The organism is Yersinia proxima (assembly GCF_902170785.1).
Taxonomy (GTDB): Bacteria; Pseudomonadota; Gammaproteobacteria; order Enterobacterales; family Enterobacteriaceae; genus Yersinia; species Yersinia proxima.
Genome location: NZ_CABHYG010000001.1, coordinates 97,006 through 112,221 on the forward strand (window position 1 = coordinate 97,006; position 15,216 = coordinate 112,221).

Here is a 15,216-nt window from a genome sequence, read left to right on the forward strand (position 1 = left end):
AGAAAATCCCGATGAGCTTACTATTTCTTAAGGTCAAGACCAGTAAGTGATTCGGGTGACAAATCGGTCAGGAACCGATTTGAACGCTGTTTGCAGCGGCCTCGCAGAGGCGAGGCCCATGGACGGGCCGAGTAACGAACATAGCCAACGTACATGCAGCTTGAAGTATGACGAATATAAACGGGGTATTTCCCATTAGCCTGCTACTATTGTTTCTTTTTCTACGACAAAAGTCATCATTCGCGAAGCAAGATTTTACCGCGCTCCCCTGCTGCTGTTATGCTGGCGGCTTTGACATGATTAGCGACTAAAGGAAAATCCATGACACCCCCTTCTTTTGATAGCGTTGAAGCGCAAGCAAGCTACGGAATTGGTTTACAAATCGGGCAACAATTGCAAGAGTCCGGGCTGACAGGTTTACTGCCAACAGCACTGTTGGCAGGTTTGTGTGACGCGATGGAAGGGAATACACCTGCTGTTCCTGTTGATGTGATACATCGCGCGCTACAGGAAGTGCATGAAAAAGCTGATAAGGTGCGTATTGAGCGCCAACAGGATTTGGTAAAAGAAGGGAAAAAATTCCTGGAGGATAATGCCAAGCGTGATGGCGTTACCACCACTGAATCTGGCTTACAATTCTCTGTATTACAAGCCGGTAATGGCCCGATCCCATCCCGTCAAGACCGTGTACGGGTGCACTATACTGGCCGTCTGGTGGATAAGACGGTATTTGACAGCTCCGTTGAACGTGGCCAACCCGCAGAGTTCCCTGTCAGCGGTGTTATTCCGGGCTGGATTGAAGCTCTGTCCATGATGCCAGTTGGCTCTAAGTGGGAGTTGTACATCCCGCACAATCTGGCTTACGGTGAGCGTGGTGCTGGTGCGACTATCCCACCATTCAGCGCATTGGTGTTTGAAGTGGAACTGTTGGAAATTCTGTAATTTTCGTCAACAGTGACAATAAAAAGGGCGACATGATGTCGCCCTTTGGCATTTATTGAGCCGGTAAATAATGAGTAATTGCAGTTATTCGCCATCCAGCGCACGGGGAAACAGCAAATTGTTTTCCAGATGAATATGTTCCATCAGGTCAGTTATGAATTCATTGATGCCAGTGTAAAGCGCACGCCAGGTATTGCAGGCACCTTCTGGTGGCGTCATATTTTGTGTTAGTTGTCTAACCACTTCCAACTGTTGTCCTACCGCGTCATGCTCCGCTTCCATCACAAATATGGGCCCACCAGCCTGTGACCCCATACCGCGTTTGATCATTGGAAACAGAATTTGTTCCTCTTTGTACATATGCTGGGTCAGCTCTTCCAGAATCGCCGTCAATTCGACTGCTAATCCACGAGGGCATGCTGGTTTCTCGCCATGAACGCGCTCAACTTTTTCAGCCATAAGAATCAATTCTGGCAGTTGTTCGCGATGGCGGTTGTGATAGCGGCTGATAATAAAATCAATGATGTTTGCCAGCGGTTGCTGTTGCCAACCCTCAGATGGCTGCGGTTCGGCTTGCAAGGCACTGAGCTGAGCTTCCAGCTCATCAATATCCAGATTCAACTTAGTGGCGGCGCGTAACAGTGTTTGCTTGCCACCACAGCAGAAATCCAACTGATGCTGACGGAATAATTTTGTTGCCCGTGGAATGGCGATAGCCAAAGCACCCAGAGATTGATTGCGGTAATCCATGATGACACCTCATTGAGTAATTAAATATCTATAAGATGCATAATAAATACATGTTATAGGTTGCGATATAGCTCTAAAGAGGTAGGTGAGGTCGCTACAGCGCTCCGTAAAGCGCTGTAGCCAGAGATTATTTCTGCTGTAAATCTATTTTGTATACTTCGAAACCGATCTCGTCAGTACCCATTGCTTTCATTGGGTATTGCGCTTTTTGCTTAATAAATTCAGCGGCTTTGGTACTTGGGGAGGTTTCAAAACGAATATCCAGCGGCTGCTGACTATTCAGCGTCGCCAGACGCCAGTTGTTATCCGCTTGTGGGGTTACCTGTCCATGCTTTTTGGTTTCTGCGCTGATATAAGCTGACAGAACCGCCCGGTTTTCATCTGGAGAGGCGAACGCAATATGACTATCACCGGTGCCAGCAAATTTACCGCTATAGGCGCGGTAGTTGTTGGTGGCAATCAGGAATGTGGCTTTCGGATCAATAGGTTTGCCATTAAACGTCAGGTTTTTGATGCGCTCGGCTTTGTCATTAATCAGCGCGCATTCGCCGTCATAGCGAGCAGGCTGGCTGACATCAATTTCATAGTTAACCCCATCGATAACATCGAAATTATAAGTACGGAAACCATCCCAGTTAATCAGTGATTGCGGTTTACTGCTGTTCACATCAATTTGATTAAATTGTGCGGCGGAGCACTCCAGCCACTGTTTAACATCCGCGCCACTGGCTTTCACTACCACCAACGTGTTCGGGTAAAGATAGAGATCGGCGGCGTTGCGGAAGGTCAGTTCGCCTTTTTCCACTTCGACAAAACTGGCAGGGTCATTTTTGCGGCCGCCAGCTTTAAATGGTGCGGCAGCAGAAAGCACCGGTAAATCGGCCAAGTCAGGATCGCCCTGAATAAAGTGTTCGGTATAGGCGCGTTGGGCATTATTGACAATTTGTACTGTCGGATCGTCTTGGATCAGCGACAGATAGCTATACATATTATCCGATGCTTTGCCGATCGGCTGGCTGACAAAATCACGGGTGCCTTGGTGATCGGCGGCTAACACTTTCACCAGGTTTGCATTCTCGGCGGCCAGCGATTTCTGTGTCGCTTTATCAAAGATAGGGCGGGCTTCGGCCTTGGCTTGAGTCACCTGCCATTGGCCTTGGTCATTATTCAACACAAAATCAACCACACCCAGATGGTCACCCCACTGGCCCGGCATCACTGCCGGAATGCCGTTTAATGTTCCCTGTGCAATATCTGCTCCTTTAATAGTGGCAAAATCTTTACTCGGGAAAACAGCATGGGCATGACCAAACATAATGGCATCAATTCCCGGCACCTGGCTGAGGTAGTAAACTGAGTTTTCCGCCATAGTTTTGTAAGGATCACTGGAGAGGCCGGAGTGGGGGATAGCAACCACTAAATCGGCACCTTGCTTGCGCATTTCCGGCACCCATTTTTTAGCGGTTTCGGTGATGTCATCGACGGTGACTTTACCGGTAAGGTTGGCTTTATCCCATATCATGACTTGCGGAGGCACAAAACCAATGTAGCCGATACGCAGATTATGGCTTTTCCCGTCGCGATCCTTGACCGGGGTATCAACAATTAAATAAGGCTGAAACAGTGGCTTACCGGTTTTGACATCAATGACATTGGCATTAACATAGGGGAATTTAGCCCCCGCCAGTGATTTTTTTAGATAATCCAGACCATAATTAAATTCATGGTTGCCGATATTACCCACCGTATAATCCAGCGTGTTCATCGCCTTATAGACAGGGTGAATCTCACCAGTCTTAAGCCCTTTGGCAGCCATATAGTCACCCAGTGGGCTGCCCTGAATCAGGTCGCCATTATCCACCAGCACACTGTTAGTCGCTTGTTGGCGAGCCGCTTCAATCAGACTTGCCGTACGGACCAGACCGAATTTCTCCGTAGGTTTGTCTTTGTAATAATCGAAATCCATCATATTGCTATGCAGGTCGGTGGTTTCCAGTACTCGCAAATCAACAGTTGCGGCCTGCGCAGTTGAGGTTGTGAGAGCAATCAGGCTGGCAAGAAGGGATAACGTCAGCGGACGCTTAAACATGGCTTTCTCCATCGTGGCTTTTCCATTAAGAAAACAATTCGACCTGTATCGCAAAAGAATATGTAAATTTAATAGGTCGTCATAACAAAGTGTGAAGTTTGGCAGAAAATGGTTTTGGATAACGCGGAGATGCTCACAGTTGCAGCAGGCAAATTTCCCTGATTTTATTTAGGGTTATCCGACAAAGGTGGCTATTTGGCCGGAAAATAATTAGTCTGCCAAACAGGTATTATGCATTGCGATGATTAATTTTTATTTTAGCTTTGCGTTCTAGAATGAATATAGCGTGAGTGACAAGTTCCAGGAACCCTTATTGATTTAACAATCATTATCAATATTCGACATGACTCATAAAACCAAGGGGTGGATGATGTTAGAGCAAATTTGCCAGTTAGCCCGCGAGGCAGGCGTGGCGATTATGGCGGTCTATCAGGGCGAGAAGCCCCTTGATGTGGCCCATAAAAAAGATGATTCGCCCGTTACGGCGGCGGATCTTGCCGCCCATCAAATTATCAAAGCCGGGTTGGCGGCATTGACCCCCGACATTCCTCTGTTATCTGAAGAAGACCCACCGACTTGGGCGGTGCGCCAGCACTGGCAGCGCTATTGGCTGGTTGATCCGCTGGATGGCACCAAAGAATTTTTGAGCCACAATGGTGAATTCACCGTCAATATCGCCCTGATTGAGCAAGGGGTGCCGGTATTGGGGGTAGTTTATGCTCCAGCGAGCGAAGTGATGTATAGCGCGGAAAACGGCCAGGCGTGGAAAGAAGAGTGTGGTCGCCGTATGCAAATTGAGGTGCGTGATGCCGTTCCGCCGCTGGTGGTTGTCAGCCGCTCCCACAGTGATGCTGAGTTGGAAGATTATTTAGCGCAATTGGGTGAGCATCAGACGGTAGCTGTCGGCTCGTCACTCAAGTTTTGTCTGGTCGCCGAAGGAAAAGCGCAGCTATATCCTCGTTTTGGGCCGACCAATGTATGGGATACAGCAGCTGGGCACGCTGTTGCTATAGCTGCCGGGGCACAAGTTCACGATTGGCAGGGCAAACCACTTTCTTATATCCCACGTGAATCTTTCCTGAACCCCGGCTTTAGGGTGTCTCTGTTTTAGTTTTACTGCTTCACAAGCTGGTGCAGTTGGTCGATGACCTGCTGCACCTCTTCTGAGGTTAGCGCGCCGTCTTTGGCAAATTTAACGTTTCCTTGCTCATCCAGAACCACAACCGCTGAGCCTTTCTCGGCTAAACCCCAGGCTTTTTTAACATTTCCATTGCTGTCGACCACAAACTGTGACCAGGGGAATTCCCGCTTATTACTTTCAATACTATTACGCACAAATACCGCGGTGCCGAAGATGGCGTCATCGGTATTGACGATTGTCGTCGTTTGGTAATGTTCGTGTGGCAGATTGGCATGTTTAATGGCCTCCACCAATGGCGCATTCAGTTCTTTTGCTGATGTGCGGCCAGCAATATGCTGGACAACGCGCACTTTGCCGGGCAATTGTGAGCTATTCCAGTTTTTATAGCTAAACTGATCAGTAGCCTTATCGTAGTTTAATTCGCCTTTATCGCTGACACCCACCGGCGGAACCCGTTGGTCAACTTGAATGGTGAGTGCGCTAGCCATAAAGGGGGTTAACAGCAGCGACAGTATAAGCAGGCTATTTTTTATCATGGGATGTCCTTGTGGATCTTATGAATGATGACTTAGTCCTGACAGCAGGCAAGTTTCCCAATAATAGGTGCAGATCAGAGGTCTGTCCTGTTTGTCTAAAATAATTATTTCTGACAGTTACCAGATGGTTATTCTGTTACAAACTCTCATTTTCTCTTAATTACACTGTAATATTATGTAAATACAGCATCAATGACTATTTTCGTGGGAACTTAACGCCATACTCTAGGTCTATTACTCTGCAATTATCTTACGCTACCTGTGATCTTGGTCGCTAAGGCGCCAGAGGGTACGTACTAGTGCTATGGGAGGAAAGTAAAACAATGAGGATCTTCCAACGTTATAATCCGGCAAAAATCGCGATGTATGTCAAAACGCTATTTCGCGGTCGGTTGTATATCAAGGATATGGGGGCTTTTGAGTTTGATAAGGGCAAAATTTTAATCCCGAAAGTTAGGGATAAACGCCATTTTGAGGTGATGTCGGAAGTTAACCGGCAAGTGATGCGTTTACAAACTGAAATCTAGCGACATCCCCGGATAGAATTAATTGCGGCCCCGAAATCGGGGTCGCTAATGTTTCAATCATCATAAATAGCGGTTATGCGTCACTGCTTTCATGTGGTGCTTTTGGCAATATCGGCGCTGGCTGGTCACTGAGTTTGGTCACCAGTAGCTGATCGATTTTGTAGCTATCAATGTCCACCACTTCAAACTTGTAACCGGCATATTTGACGAAATCGGTGCGCTTTGGAATTTTGCGCAGCATATACATCATAAAGCCGCCGATAGTTTCATAATTACCTGATTGCGGGAATTCGTCGATATGCAGCACGCGCATAACGTCTTCAATTGGTGTGCCACCTTCAATCAACCATGAACTTTCATCACGGGCCACAATCTGTTCTTCCTGCCCCTGACCGACTAAATCACCCATCAGCGTGGTCATTACGTCATTCAGGGTAATTATCCCAACGACCAAAGCATATTCGTTGAGGATAACCGCAAAATCTTCACCGGCAGTTTTGAAACTTTCCAGCGCTTCAGAAAGTGTCAGGGTATCCGGCACAATCAACGCTGAGCGTATTTGTACGCCACTGCTTAGCACCAGACTCTGGTTACCCAAGACCCGGTTCAATAAGTCTTTGGAATCAACATAACCCACCACTTGATCGATATGACCATCGCAGACCAGGAATTTTGAATGCGGATGGGTCGAAATTTTCTCTTTAATGCTGTCTTCACTTTCCCGTAGATCAAAATAAATCACACTTTCGCGTGAAGTCATGGAAGAGGGGACGGTACGGGATTCCAGCTCAAATACGTTTTCAATCAGTTCGTGTTCTTGCTTGCGCAGCACCCCTGCCAATGCACCCGCCTCCACGACGGCGTAGATATCATCTGAAGTGATGTCATCATTACGAACCATAGGTAGCTTGAATAGACGGAAGATCAGGTTCGCCATCCCATTGAAGAACCAAACTAATGGACGACAAATCATCAGGCAGAAGCGCATCGGGTTGACGATCCGCACGGCAACCGCTTCAGGTGAAATCATACCGATGCGTTTCGGGGTTAAATCTGCAAATAGAATAAATAAGCTGGTTACCAGGACAAATGAGCAAATGAAACTGACTTGATCGGCAAGCTCAGGTGACATAAAGCGTTCGAATACCACCCTGAAAGAGGGCGAGAATGCCGCATCACCGACAATACCACCGAGGATGGCGACGGCATTCAGCCCAATCTGAACCACGGTGAAGAAAATCCCCGGAGTTTCTTGTAATTTAAGTACTCGTAAGGCGTTGATATCGCCTTCATCTGCCAGAAGTTTTAATTTAATTTTTCGCGATGCTGCGAGTGAAATCTCTGATAACGAGAAGAAGGCACTCACTGCGATTAAAAATAGAATCAGTAAAATACTGTTTAACATAATCTGTCCGTGTCGTACCGACGATAGCGCCGGCGATCGTAAGGAAGGGCCATACTGTTATTTCGGTTAATTCAATTAGTTTCTGGATAACGGCGGAAAGTCGTTATCGGGCTGAAAATGAACAGCCCGAAGTAGTATAGCAGCAGCGGTGAGAGCGCCGCCAGCCTTACAAATTAGGAGGCATACAAACGCCGATACCGCCCAAACCACAATATCCATGTGGGTTTTTGTATAAATATTGCTGGTGGTCATCTTCGGCGTAGTAAAACGGCAGGGCAGCGGCAATCTCGCTGGTGATTGCTCGGCTGTCACCTGCCTTTGCCATGGCTTGTTGGAACAGAGTTTTACTCTCTTGCGCTTGTGTTTCCTGCTCGGGGGTCAACACGTAAATAGCTGAACGATATTGCGTTCCGACATCTCCACCTTGGCGCATTCCCTGAGCGGGATCGTGATTTTCCCAGAAAATCTGCAATAGTTGCTTATAGCTAATGATGGCAGGATCAAACACAACTCGAACCACTTCTGCGTGTGCGGTGCGACCACTACATACTTCATGGTAGGTTGGGTTGGGTGTGTATCCACCACTGTAACCCGCAGCGGTGCTATACACGCCCGGTTGTTGCCAAAACAGGCGCTCAACACCCCAGAAGCAGCCCATGGCGAAGATAGCAACTTCCATATCCTCGGGGACATGTGTCATGGAGTGTCCATTCACCACATGGAGAGTTGCGACCGGCATCGGTGTCAGTCGGCCCGGCAAAGCATTAGCCGCATCAATGACGGCAGTTTTATCAAAATTTTGCACCACAATAGACTCCGATGTTGACAGTGAATCCTAAGTTTACAGTAAATTGCTAACAAGATGTTTACAGTGAATGGCGATAGACAGTTGTATCTGATTGCGAGTTTGCACACAATAAGACCCATTCCGCATAAATGTAGCGGCTTAAGGTAGAGTTTTAGGGGTTATAGGCTTAAATCGGTCTTTGTACGCGGGATGATAGTGTGTTTGATGCCACTTTTTTGCAATGCCCGTAAGATCGTTTTTTACAGGAAAGTAGAATTTATTAGGAGTACGCGTGCCACGATACCCTATTCTGTGTTTTTTATGTGCATTGCTCGCCACACCTATTGCCTACGCCGCTAATGTTCGGTTGCAGGTTGAGGGTCTTAGCGGGGATTTAGAAAGAAACGTCAGGGCGCGTTTATCAACAATTGGCACTGATGAAGTCACCGCTGATGGGCGGTTTCGCTCCAGGGTGGATGAAGCCATCCGTCAGGGGCTACGTGCTTTGGGGTATTACGACCCCACCATCACTTTTGATTTACAAGAGAGCCCAGCACCCGCCCGTTCGGTGTTAATTGCCAAAGTGGTTCCTGGGGAGCCAGTCTTGATTGCTGGTGTGGATATCGTGCTGCAAGGCGGGGCGAAGACTGATCCTGATTATCTGGCATTGGTGCGCCGGGATACGCCTAAAATTGGCTCTATTCTCAATCATGGCGATTTTGATAATTTCAAAAGTTCACTGACTGGCCTGGCTTTACGCCGCGGTTATTTCGACGCCAATATGATCAAAAGTCAGTTGGGCGTTGCTGCTGAACTGCGCGAAGCATTCTGGGATATCGATTTCGACAGCGGCGAGCGCTATCGCTTCGGTAAAGTCATTTTCCAGGGCTCACAAATCCGTGAGGACTATCTGCAAAATCTGGTGCCATTTCATGAGGGTGAGCTGTACACCTCTGATGAGTTGGCCGAACTGAACCGCCGTCTGTCCGCTACAAACTGGTTTAACTCCGTGGTGGTTTCACCCGATTTTCGTGATGCGAAAAAAACCAAAATATTGCCGCTTGATGCCGTCGTGACACCTCGAACAGAGAATACCGTTGAGCTGGGGGGCGGTTATGCCACGGATGTCGGCCCGCGCCTGACGGCGAGTTGGCGTAAACCTTGGGTGAACTCCTACGGGCACAGCCTGACGACCAGCACCACACTCTCGGCTCCTGAGCAGACGCTGGATTTCAGCTATCGAATCCCGTTGTTAAAAAACCCACTAGAGCAGTATTACCTGCTGCAGGGCGGGTTTAGACGCACTGACCTTAATGACACCAAATCAGATACCACGACACTCAACGTTGCTCGTTTCTGGGATTTATCCAGCGGTTGGCAGCGCGCGATCAACTTGCGCTGGAGTTTGGATCACTTTACTCAGGGCAGTGTGACTGACACCACGATGCTGCTGTACCCGGGCGTGAGTATCAACCGCACCCGCCAGCGTGGGGGAGCCATGCCGGTTTGGGGGGATAGCCAACGCTATTCTATTGATTGGTCTGATACCACCTGGGGTTCTGATGTTGATTTCGGCATATTCCAGGCACAAAACGTGTGGATACGCACTCTGGGTGAGAAAAACCGCTTTGTGGTACGCGGTAATGTAGGTTGGATTGAAACCAATGATTTTGACCGTGTGCCGCCGTCACTGCGCTTCTTCGCCGGTGGGGATCGCAGTATTCGAGGCTATAAATTCCGTGATATTTCTCCGCGTGACAGCGAAGGTAAGTTAACGGGTGCTTCTAAATTAGCTACCGGTTCTTTCGAATACCAATATAACGTCACTGGCCGCTGGTGGGGGGCGGTGTTCGTCGATACCGGTGAAGCGGTAAATGATATTCGCAAAAGTGATTTAAAAACTGGCGCTGGGTTTGGCGTGCGTTGGGCCTCCCCGGTCGGCCCGATTAAACTGGATATCGCGAAGCCTATTGGTGATAACGAAGCACATGGCGTGCAATTTTACATCGGTTTGGGGCCTGAACTATGACTCGCATAAAAGAACCGACGCAAATAGAGGAACAGGTGCCGGCAGAGAAACCGATGCCGGTAAAAAAACTGAGGTGGGTAAAGAGACTCAGTATCGCATTTTTGCTCATTATCCTGTTGTTGGTGGGAACTCTGGCGGGCTTACTTGGCACCACCAGTGGTTTGCATTTTGTTATCAACAGTGCCGCACGTTGGGTGCCTGGCCTGGATATAGCCAGTGTCAGCGGTGGCTGGCGTGATCTGACACTCAAAGGCATTCAATACCAAATGCCGGGTGTTACCGTGAAAGCGGGACAGTTTCATCTGTCATTGCAGCTCTCATGTCTGAAACGCAGTGAGCTGTGTGTTAATGCGCTGACAGCACAAGATGTGGATGTGGTAGTCGATACCAAAGCTATGGAACCTGCCGCCCCCACACCTGCCAGCACTGAACCTATGGGCGAATTGAGTACTCCATATCCCATCACCCTACGTTTGTTGTCGCTGAATAATGTCAAAGTGGCTATTGATGACACGGCGATTTCACTAAATGAATTCCGCACTGGCGCGCATTGGCAGCAACGTGCATTGAACTTGATGCCGACTAAAATCGACGGGTTATTGATTGCATTGCCGAAAACAGTGCCCGCTATCGTCCCTGATGCGGCGAAGCCCGCCGTGGAAACCGCTATCGCTGTCAAAGAAGCGGTTGAACAACAGGCGGCGGCCCCCACGCCAGCCGAAACCCCGCTGGGTGAAACCTTAAAAGAGTTATTTGCCAAGCCACTATTACCCGATTTGCCCGATTTCCGTTTGCCGCTGGATTTACAGATTAAAGAGATTTCAGGGCAGCAGCTTCGGCTAACCGGTGACACTGATGTGCTTATCACCAATCTGTTACTGCAAGCCAGCACGCAAGATAACCGCATAACACTGGATACACTTGATATCAAATCGCCACAGGGTGGGCTGTCTGCCCGTGGTGAGGCGACGCTAGCAGATACGTGGCCGCTGAGTATCACCGTCAACAGTGCGTTGAACATTGAGCCACTGAAGGGCGAAAAAGTGAAACTGACTGTGGGCGGCGGGTTACGCGAACAACTCAAAGTCGCGCTTAATTTGTCCGGCCCGGTGAGCGCGCAATTGGAAGCCGAAACCGCGTTAGCACAAGCGGGGTTGCCAATGGCATTGACCCTGCAAAGTAAGCAACTACGCTGGCCACTGAGCGGCGAACCTCAATTTCAACTCGATAATCTCAGAATGCGGCTTAATGGGCAGGCGACAGATTACGCACTCTCAATTCGCTCGGACTTTAAAGGTACTGACTTGCCGCCCGCCATCTTCACATTGGACGGCAAAGGGAATGTTGAGCAATTCAATCTGACACGTTTGCGCCTGGCAGCACTGCAAGGTAATACCGATCTGACCGGTGTGGTGGATTGGAGCAAGGCGATCAGTTGGAACTCGGTATTAACTCTGTCAGGGATTAATACCGCCAAACAGTGGCCGGAGTGGCCGGCAAAACTGGATGGCAAGATTGTGACTCGCGGCAGTATTCATGGCGGCAGCTGGCAATTACAAGTGCCGGAGCTGACGTTGGACGGCAATGTGAAACAGAATCGCGTCACCGCGCGCGGTTCATTGACCGGCAATGCAGCAGGCCAGTGGCATATTCCGGGCATCAATCTGGCATTAGGCCGTAATAAGCTGGATGTCAAAGGTGACCTGAATGACAACTGGCTGCTTGATGCCAATGTTGATGCACCACAGCTTGATGGCGCGTTACCGGGGTTGGCTGGTGTGGTAAAAGGAACGCTGAAATTACGCGGAAACCTTAAAACGCCACAACTGTTGGCAGATCTCACCGCGAGCCGCTTGCGATGGCAAGAATTGACTATTAATCGGATCAAGATTGATGGTGATGTCCGCTCGACAGATCAAATACAGGGTCAACTGGCAATCAGAGTTGAGCAGCTCAAGCAAGCGGATCTGGTGGTTAGCCTCCTAACGTTAGAGGCCGGTGGTAACGAAAAACGGCATCAGTTACGCCTGAATATACAGGGTGAGCCGGTTTCCGGCCAGTTGGCGCTGGAAGGCAGTTTTGATCGGCAACAAGAGCGCTGGCGCGGAACGCTCAATAACACGCGCTTTGATACGCCGGTAGGTGAATGGCGTTTAAGTCGAGCCATCGCATTGGATTACCAAAACACTCTTGAGCGGGTCACCATCGGGCCGCATTGCTGGCTTAATCCGAATGCGGAACTTTGTGTGCCGCGTGCGATTGAAGCAGGCCCGAGTGGGCAGGCGACGGTGGTACTTAATCGCTTTGATTTAGCGATGATAAAACCGTTCCTTGGCCCGGATACCTCTATGAGTGGTGTGTTTACAGGGCGGGCCGATGTGAGTTGGAAAGCCGGTGGTAGCTTGCCAGATGTGCGGGTATCACTCAGTGGCAATGGCGTCAAAGTCCAACAAATGGTACAGGGTAATCCACTGCCGATCGCCTTTGAAACACTGAACTTGAATGGTGGTTTGGCTAATGGGCAGGTAAGGGCCGACTGGTTGATTAAACTGGTGAATAATGGCCAATTCTCTGGGCAGGTGCAGGTAGCTGACCCCGAGGGGCGGCGTAATCTATCCGGTAACATTGCTATCAGTAATTTCTCGTTGGCAATGATCAATCCTATCCTGAGTGATGGTGAAAAAGCCTCTGGCTTATTAAATGCGAATCTCCGTTTAGGCGGCAATGCGAAAAGCCCGTTAGTCTTTGGCCGGCTGGCGCTGGACAATGTGGATGTCGATGGTAGCTGGATGCCATTTGATATCACCGAAGGGCGTCTGGTGATGAATTTCGACGGTATGACCTCGACGCTAGAGGGGCTTATTCGCACCTCGCAGGGGCAACTTAATCTGTCCGGTGATGCCGATTGGCGTGATATCAATGCCTGGCGAGCCAGAATTGCGGCAAAAGGTAATAAATTACGGGTCACAGTCCCGCCAATGGTGCGAATTGATGTTTCTCCGGACATTGTTTTCGAAGCCACGCCGCAACTGTTTAGTCTTAATGGCTCGGTGGATATCCCGTGGGCGCGTATCACGGTGCAAGAAGTGCCGGAAAGTGCCGTCGGCGTCTCGCCGGATGAGGTGATGCTTAATAATGATTTGCAGCCTATTTCACCACGCTCGGCTGGTATTCCAATTAACAGCAACTTGGTTATTCATGTTGGCAATGATGTTCGCCTGAATGCATTTGGCCTGAAAGCGCGCTTACAGGGCGATTTAAGAATGATACAAGACCAGCGTGGTTTGGGCTTGAATGGGCAGATTAATATCCCATCGGGTAGTTTCCGCGCTTATGGGCAGGACTTGATTGTTAATAAAGGGGTATTGCTGTTCTCCGGGCCACCGGATCAGCCATTACTCAATATTGAAGCTATCCGAAATCCTGATGCGACTGCCGATGGCGTGACCGCTGGTGTGCGCGTGACTGGCATGGCCGATTCACCACAGCTGGAAATATTCTCAGATCCGGCAATGTCGCAGCAAGAAGCACTATCTTACTTGTTACGTGGGCAAGGGTTGGGTAATTCAGGAGCAGACAGTGGACTGATGACCTCAATGCTGGTCGGTATGGGGGTTGCACAAAGTGGTAAACTTGTGGGTAAAATCGGCGAGGCATTTGGCGTCAGCAATTTAGCACTGGATACTCAAGGGGTTGGTGATAGCTCACAAGTGGTGGTGAGCGGCTATGTCACCAAAGATCTGCAAGTAAAATACGGTGTGGGTATATTTGATTCGCTGGCTACGTTAACATTACGTTATCGGTTGATGCCCAGGTTGTATCTGGAAGCGGTGTCTGGTATTGATCAGGCATTAGATGTGCTTTATCAGTTTGAGTTCTAACAATGCGAATTATTGTCTACGGTAGTTTACGGCGCAAGCAAGGTAACAGTCACTGGATGACGGATGCCCAGTTGTTGGGCGAACATGACCTGGAAGGCTTTGATATGTACAACTTAGGTCATTATCCGGCAGTGGTTCCCGGAGATGGCACTGTGCATTGTGAAGTTTATCGAATTAACTCATCTATTATGAATGAGTTAGATGAACTGAAAAGTAATACCAAGGATTATCGGCGTGAATTGATCCAGACGCCTTACGGCAGTGCCTGGATATACCTTTACCGTTTACCGGTTGAAGGATTACCACGGATTTACAGTGGTGATTGGCTTAAGCGCCATGAAGAAAATGATAAACTGCAAAGCTAGATAAGCAAAAAAACACCGCGCAATGGCGGTGTTTTTGCTATTCACTTAAAAAGCACCTTTTCAGGAGGTGCTTTTTGCTATGTATTTTTTGTTATTTAAAACAGAAAATTACTTCTTAGCGCGTTCGAAAGAGGACAGGATTTCGGCTTTAGCGGCTGTGGCATCTTCCCAACCGTCAACTTTCACCCATTTGCCCGTTTCCAGATCTTTGTAATGCTCAAAGAAATGTTTGATCTGAGCTTTCAGCAGTTCTGGCAGATCTTGCACGTCTTTAACGTGATCGTATTCTTTGGTCAGTTTGCTGTGTGGAACAGCTACCAGCTTGGCATCTTCACCTGCTTCGTCAGTCATTTTCAACACACCCACTGGGCGGCAACGAATGACTGAGCCTGGTTGCAACGGATATGGCGTTGGTACCAGCACATCAACCGGATCCCCATCTAATGACAAGGTATTGTTGATGTAACCGTAGTTGCACGGATAAAACATCGCAGTAGACATGAAACGGTCTACAAACAGAGAGCCAGTCTCTTTATCAATTTCATATTTGATCGGATCAGCATTCGCCGGGATTTCGATCACAACATAGATATCTTCTGGCAGGTCTTTACCTGCGGGTACTTGGTTCAAGCTCATGTCGGTTTCCTTTTATCAAACCAGAAATGGAGTGCTGGCTATTATAGCCAAGTCTTATCTGAATTCCTGTCCTTTTCACTGCCTGATGACGGTGAGATTGCCTGAATCAAGGCGATTCCATGGAGATA

The 15,216-nt window shown here is 48.7% G+C and carries 12 protein-coding genes; 6 read left to right on the forward strand and 6 right to left on the reverse strand.

Annotated elements, in window-relative coordinates:
* Nucleotides 1–321 precede the first annotated feature (321 nt).
* Nucleotides 322–942: a peptidylprolyl isomerase gene (locus tag FTB31_RS00450; RefSeq protein ID WP_050075656.1), complete on the forward strand. Its 621-nt coding sequence runs from the start codon at nt 322–324 to the stop codon at nt 940–942.
* An 84-nt stretch (nt 943–1,026) separates the two neighbouring features.
* Here the strand turns inward: FTB31_RS00450 and ytfE are convergent, their stop codons facing one another.
* Together ytfE and FTB31_RS00460 are read right to left on the reverse strand one after the other, a co-directional pair.
* Nucleotides 1,027–1,692, reverse strand: a complete 666-nt coding sequence (gene ytfE, locus FTB31_RS00455; RefSeq protein WP_077293426.1) for an iron-sulfur cluster repair protein YtfE — start codon at nt 1,690–1,692, stop codon at nt 1,027–1,029.
* Nucleotides 1,693–1,819: 127 nt separating this feature from the next.
* The gene (locus FTB31_RS00460; protein ID WP_077174316.1) at nt 1,820–3,793 is read right to left on the reverse strand and encodes a bifunctional 2',3'-cyclic-nucleotide 2'-phosphodiesterase/3'-nucleotidase; all 1,974 of its coding nucleotides are present in this window, start codon (nt 3,791–3,793) and stop codon (nt 1,820–1,822) included.
* 358 nt (nt 3,794–4,151) lie between these two features.
* Here FTB31_RS00460 and cysQ point away from each other — a divergent pair, with 358 nt between their 5' ends.
* Nucleotides 4,152–4,892, forward strand: coding sequence for a 3'(2'),5'-bisphosphate nucleotidase CysQ (gene cysQ, locus FTB31_RS00465; protein WP_175628026.1), 741 nt, complete (start codon nt 4,152–4,154; stop codon nt 4,890–4,892).
* Between the two features lie 2 nt (nt 4,893–4,894).
* Here cysQ and FTB31_RS00470 read toward each other — a convergent pair whose 3' ends face one another.
* Nucleotides 4,895–5,458, reverse strand: a complete 564-nt coding sequence (locus FTB31_RS00470) for a YtfJ family protein (protein WP_050075660.1) — start codon at nt 5,456–5,458, stop codon at nt 4,895–4,897.
* Nucleotides 5,459–5,781: 323 nt separating this feature from the next.
* Here FTB31_RS00470 and FTB31_RS00475 point away from each other — a divergent pair, with 323 nt between their 5' ends.
* A complete protein-coding gene (locus tag FTB31_RS00475; protein WP_011815437.1) occupies nt 5,782–5,985 on the forward strand; it encodes a DUF1107 domain-containing protein in 204 nt (67 codons plus the stop codon).
* Nucleotides 5,986–6,058: 73 nt separating this feature from the next.
* On the opposite strand, the gene FTB31_RS00480 is transcribed toward FTB31_RS00475, so the two are convergent.
* A complete protein-coding gene (locus FTB31_RS00480; protein ID WP_050075661.1) occupies nt 6,059–7,390 on the reverse strand; it encodes a hemolysin family protein in 1,332 nt (443 codons plus the stop codon).
* A 166-nt stretch (nt 7,391–7,556) separates the two neighbouring features.
* On the reverse strand, nt 7,557–8,195 hold the full coding sequence (gene msrA / locus FTB31_RS00485) for a peptide-methionine (S)-S-oxide reductase MsrA (RefSeq protein WP_077174341.1): 639 nt from the start codon (nt 8,193–8,195) through the stop codon (nt 7,557–7,559).
* A gap of 274 nt (nt 8,196–8,469) precedes the next feature.
* On the opposite strand from msrA, the gene tamA reads away from it, so the two are divergent.
* The 3 genes from tamA to FTB31_RS00500 all read left to right on the forward strand — a co-directional run bounded on the left by tamA (nt 8,470) and on the right by FTB31_RS00500 (nt 14,452).
* A complete protein-coding gene (gene tamA, locus FTB31_RS00490; RefSeq protein ID WP_227730996.1) occupies nt 8,470–10,206 on the forward strand; it encodes an autotransporter assembly complex protein TamA in 1,737 nt (578 codons plus the stop codon).
* A gap of 68 nt (nt 10,207–10,274) precedes the next feature.
* Nucleotides 10,275–14,087 carry an autotransporter assembly complex protein TamB gene (gene tamB / locus FTB31_RS00495; RefSeq protein WP_227720145.1) on the forward strand — a complete coding sequence of 1,271 codons (3,813 nt, stop codon included), beginning with the start codon at nt 10,275–10,277 and terminating at the stop codon, nt 14,085–14,087.
* 2 nt (nt 14,088–14,089) lie between these two features.
* Nucleotides 14,090–14,452 carry a gamma-glutamylcyclotransferase family protein gene (locus tag FTB31_RS00500; protein ID WP_077293422.1) on the forward strand — a complete coding sequence of 121 codons (363 nt, stop codon included), beginning with the start codon at nt 14,090–14,092 and terminating at the stop codon, nt 14,450–14,452.
* 108 nt (nt 14,453–14,560) lie between these two features.
* Here FTB31_RS00500 and ppa read toward each other — a convergent pair whose 3' ends face one another.
* Nucleotides 14,561–15,088: an inorganic diphosphatase gene (gene ppa / locus FTB31_RS00505; RefSeq protein ID WP_050916899.1), complete on the reverse strand. Its 528-nt coding sequence runs from the start codon at nt 15,086–15,088 to the stop codon at nt 14,561–14,563.
* Between the last annotated feature and the right edge of the window lie 128 nt (nt 15,089–15,216).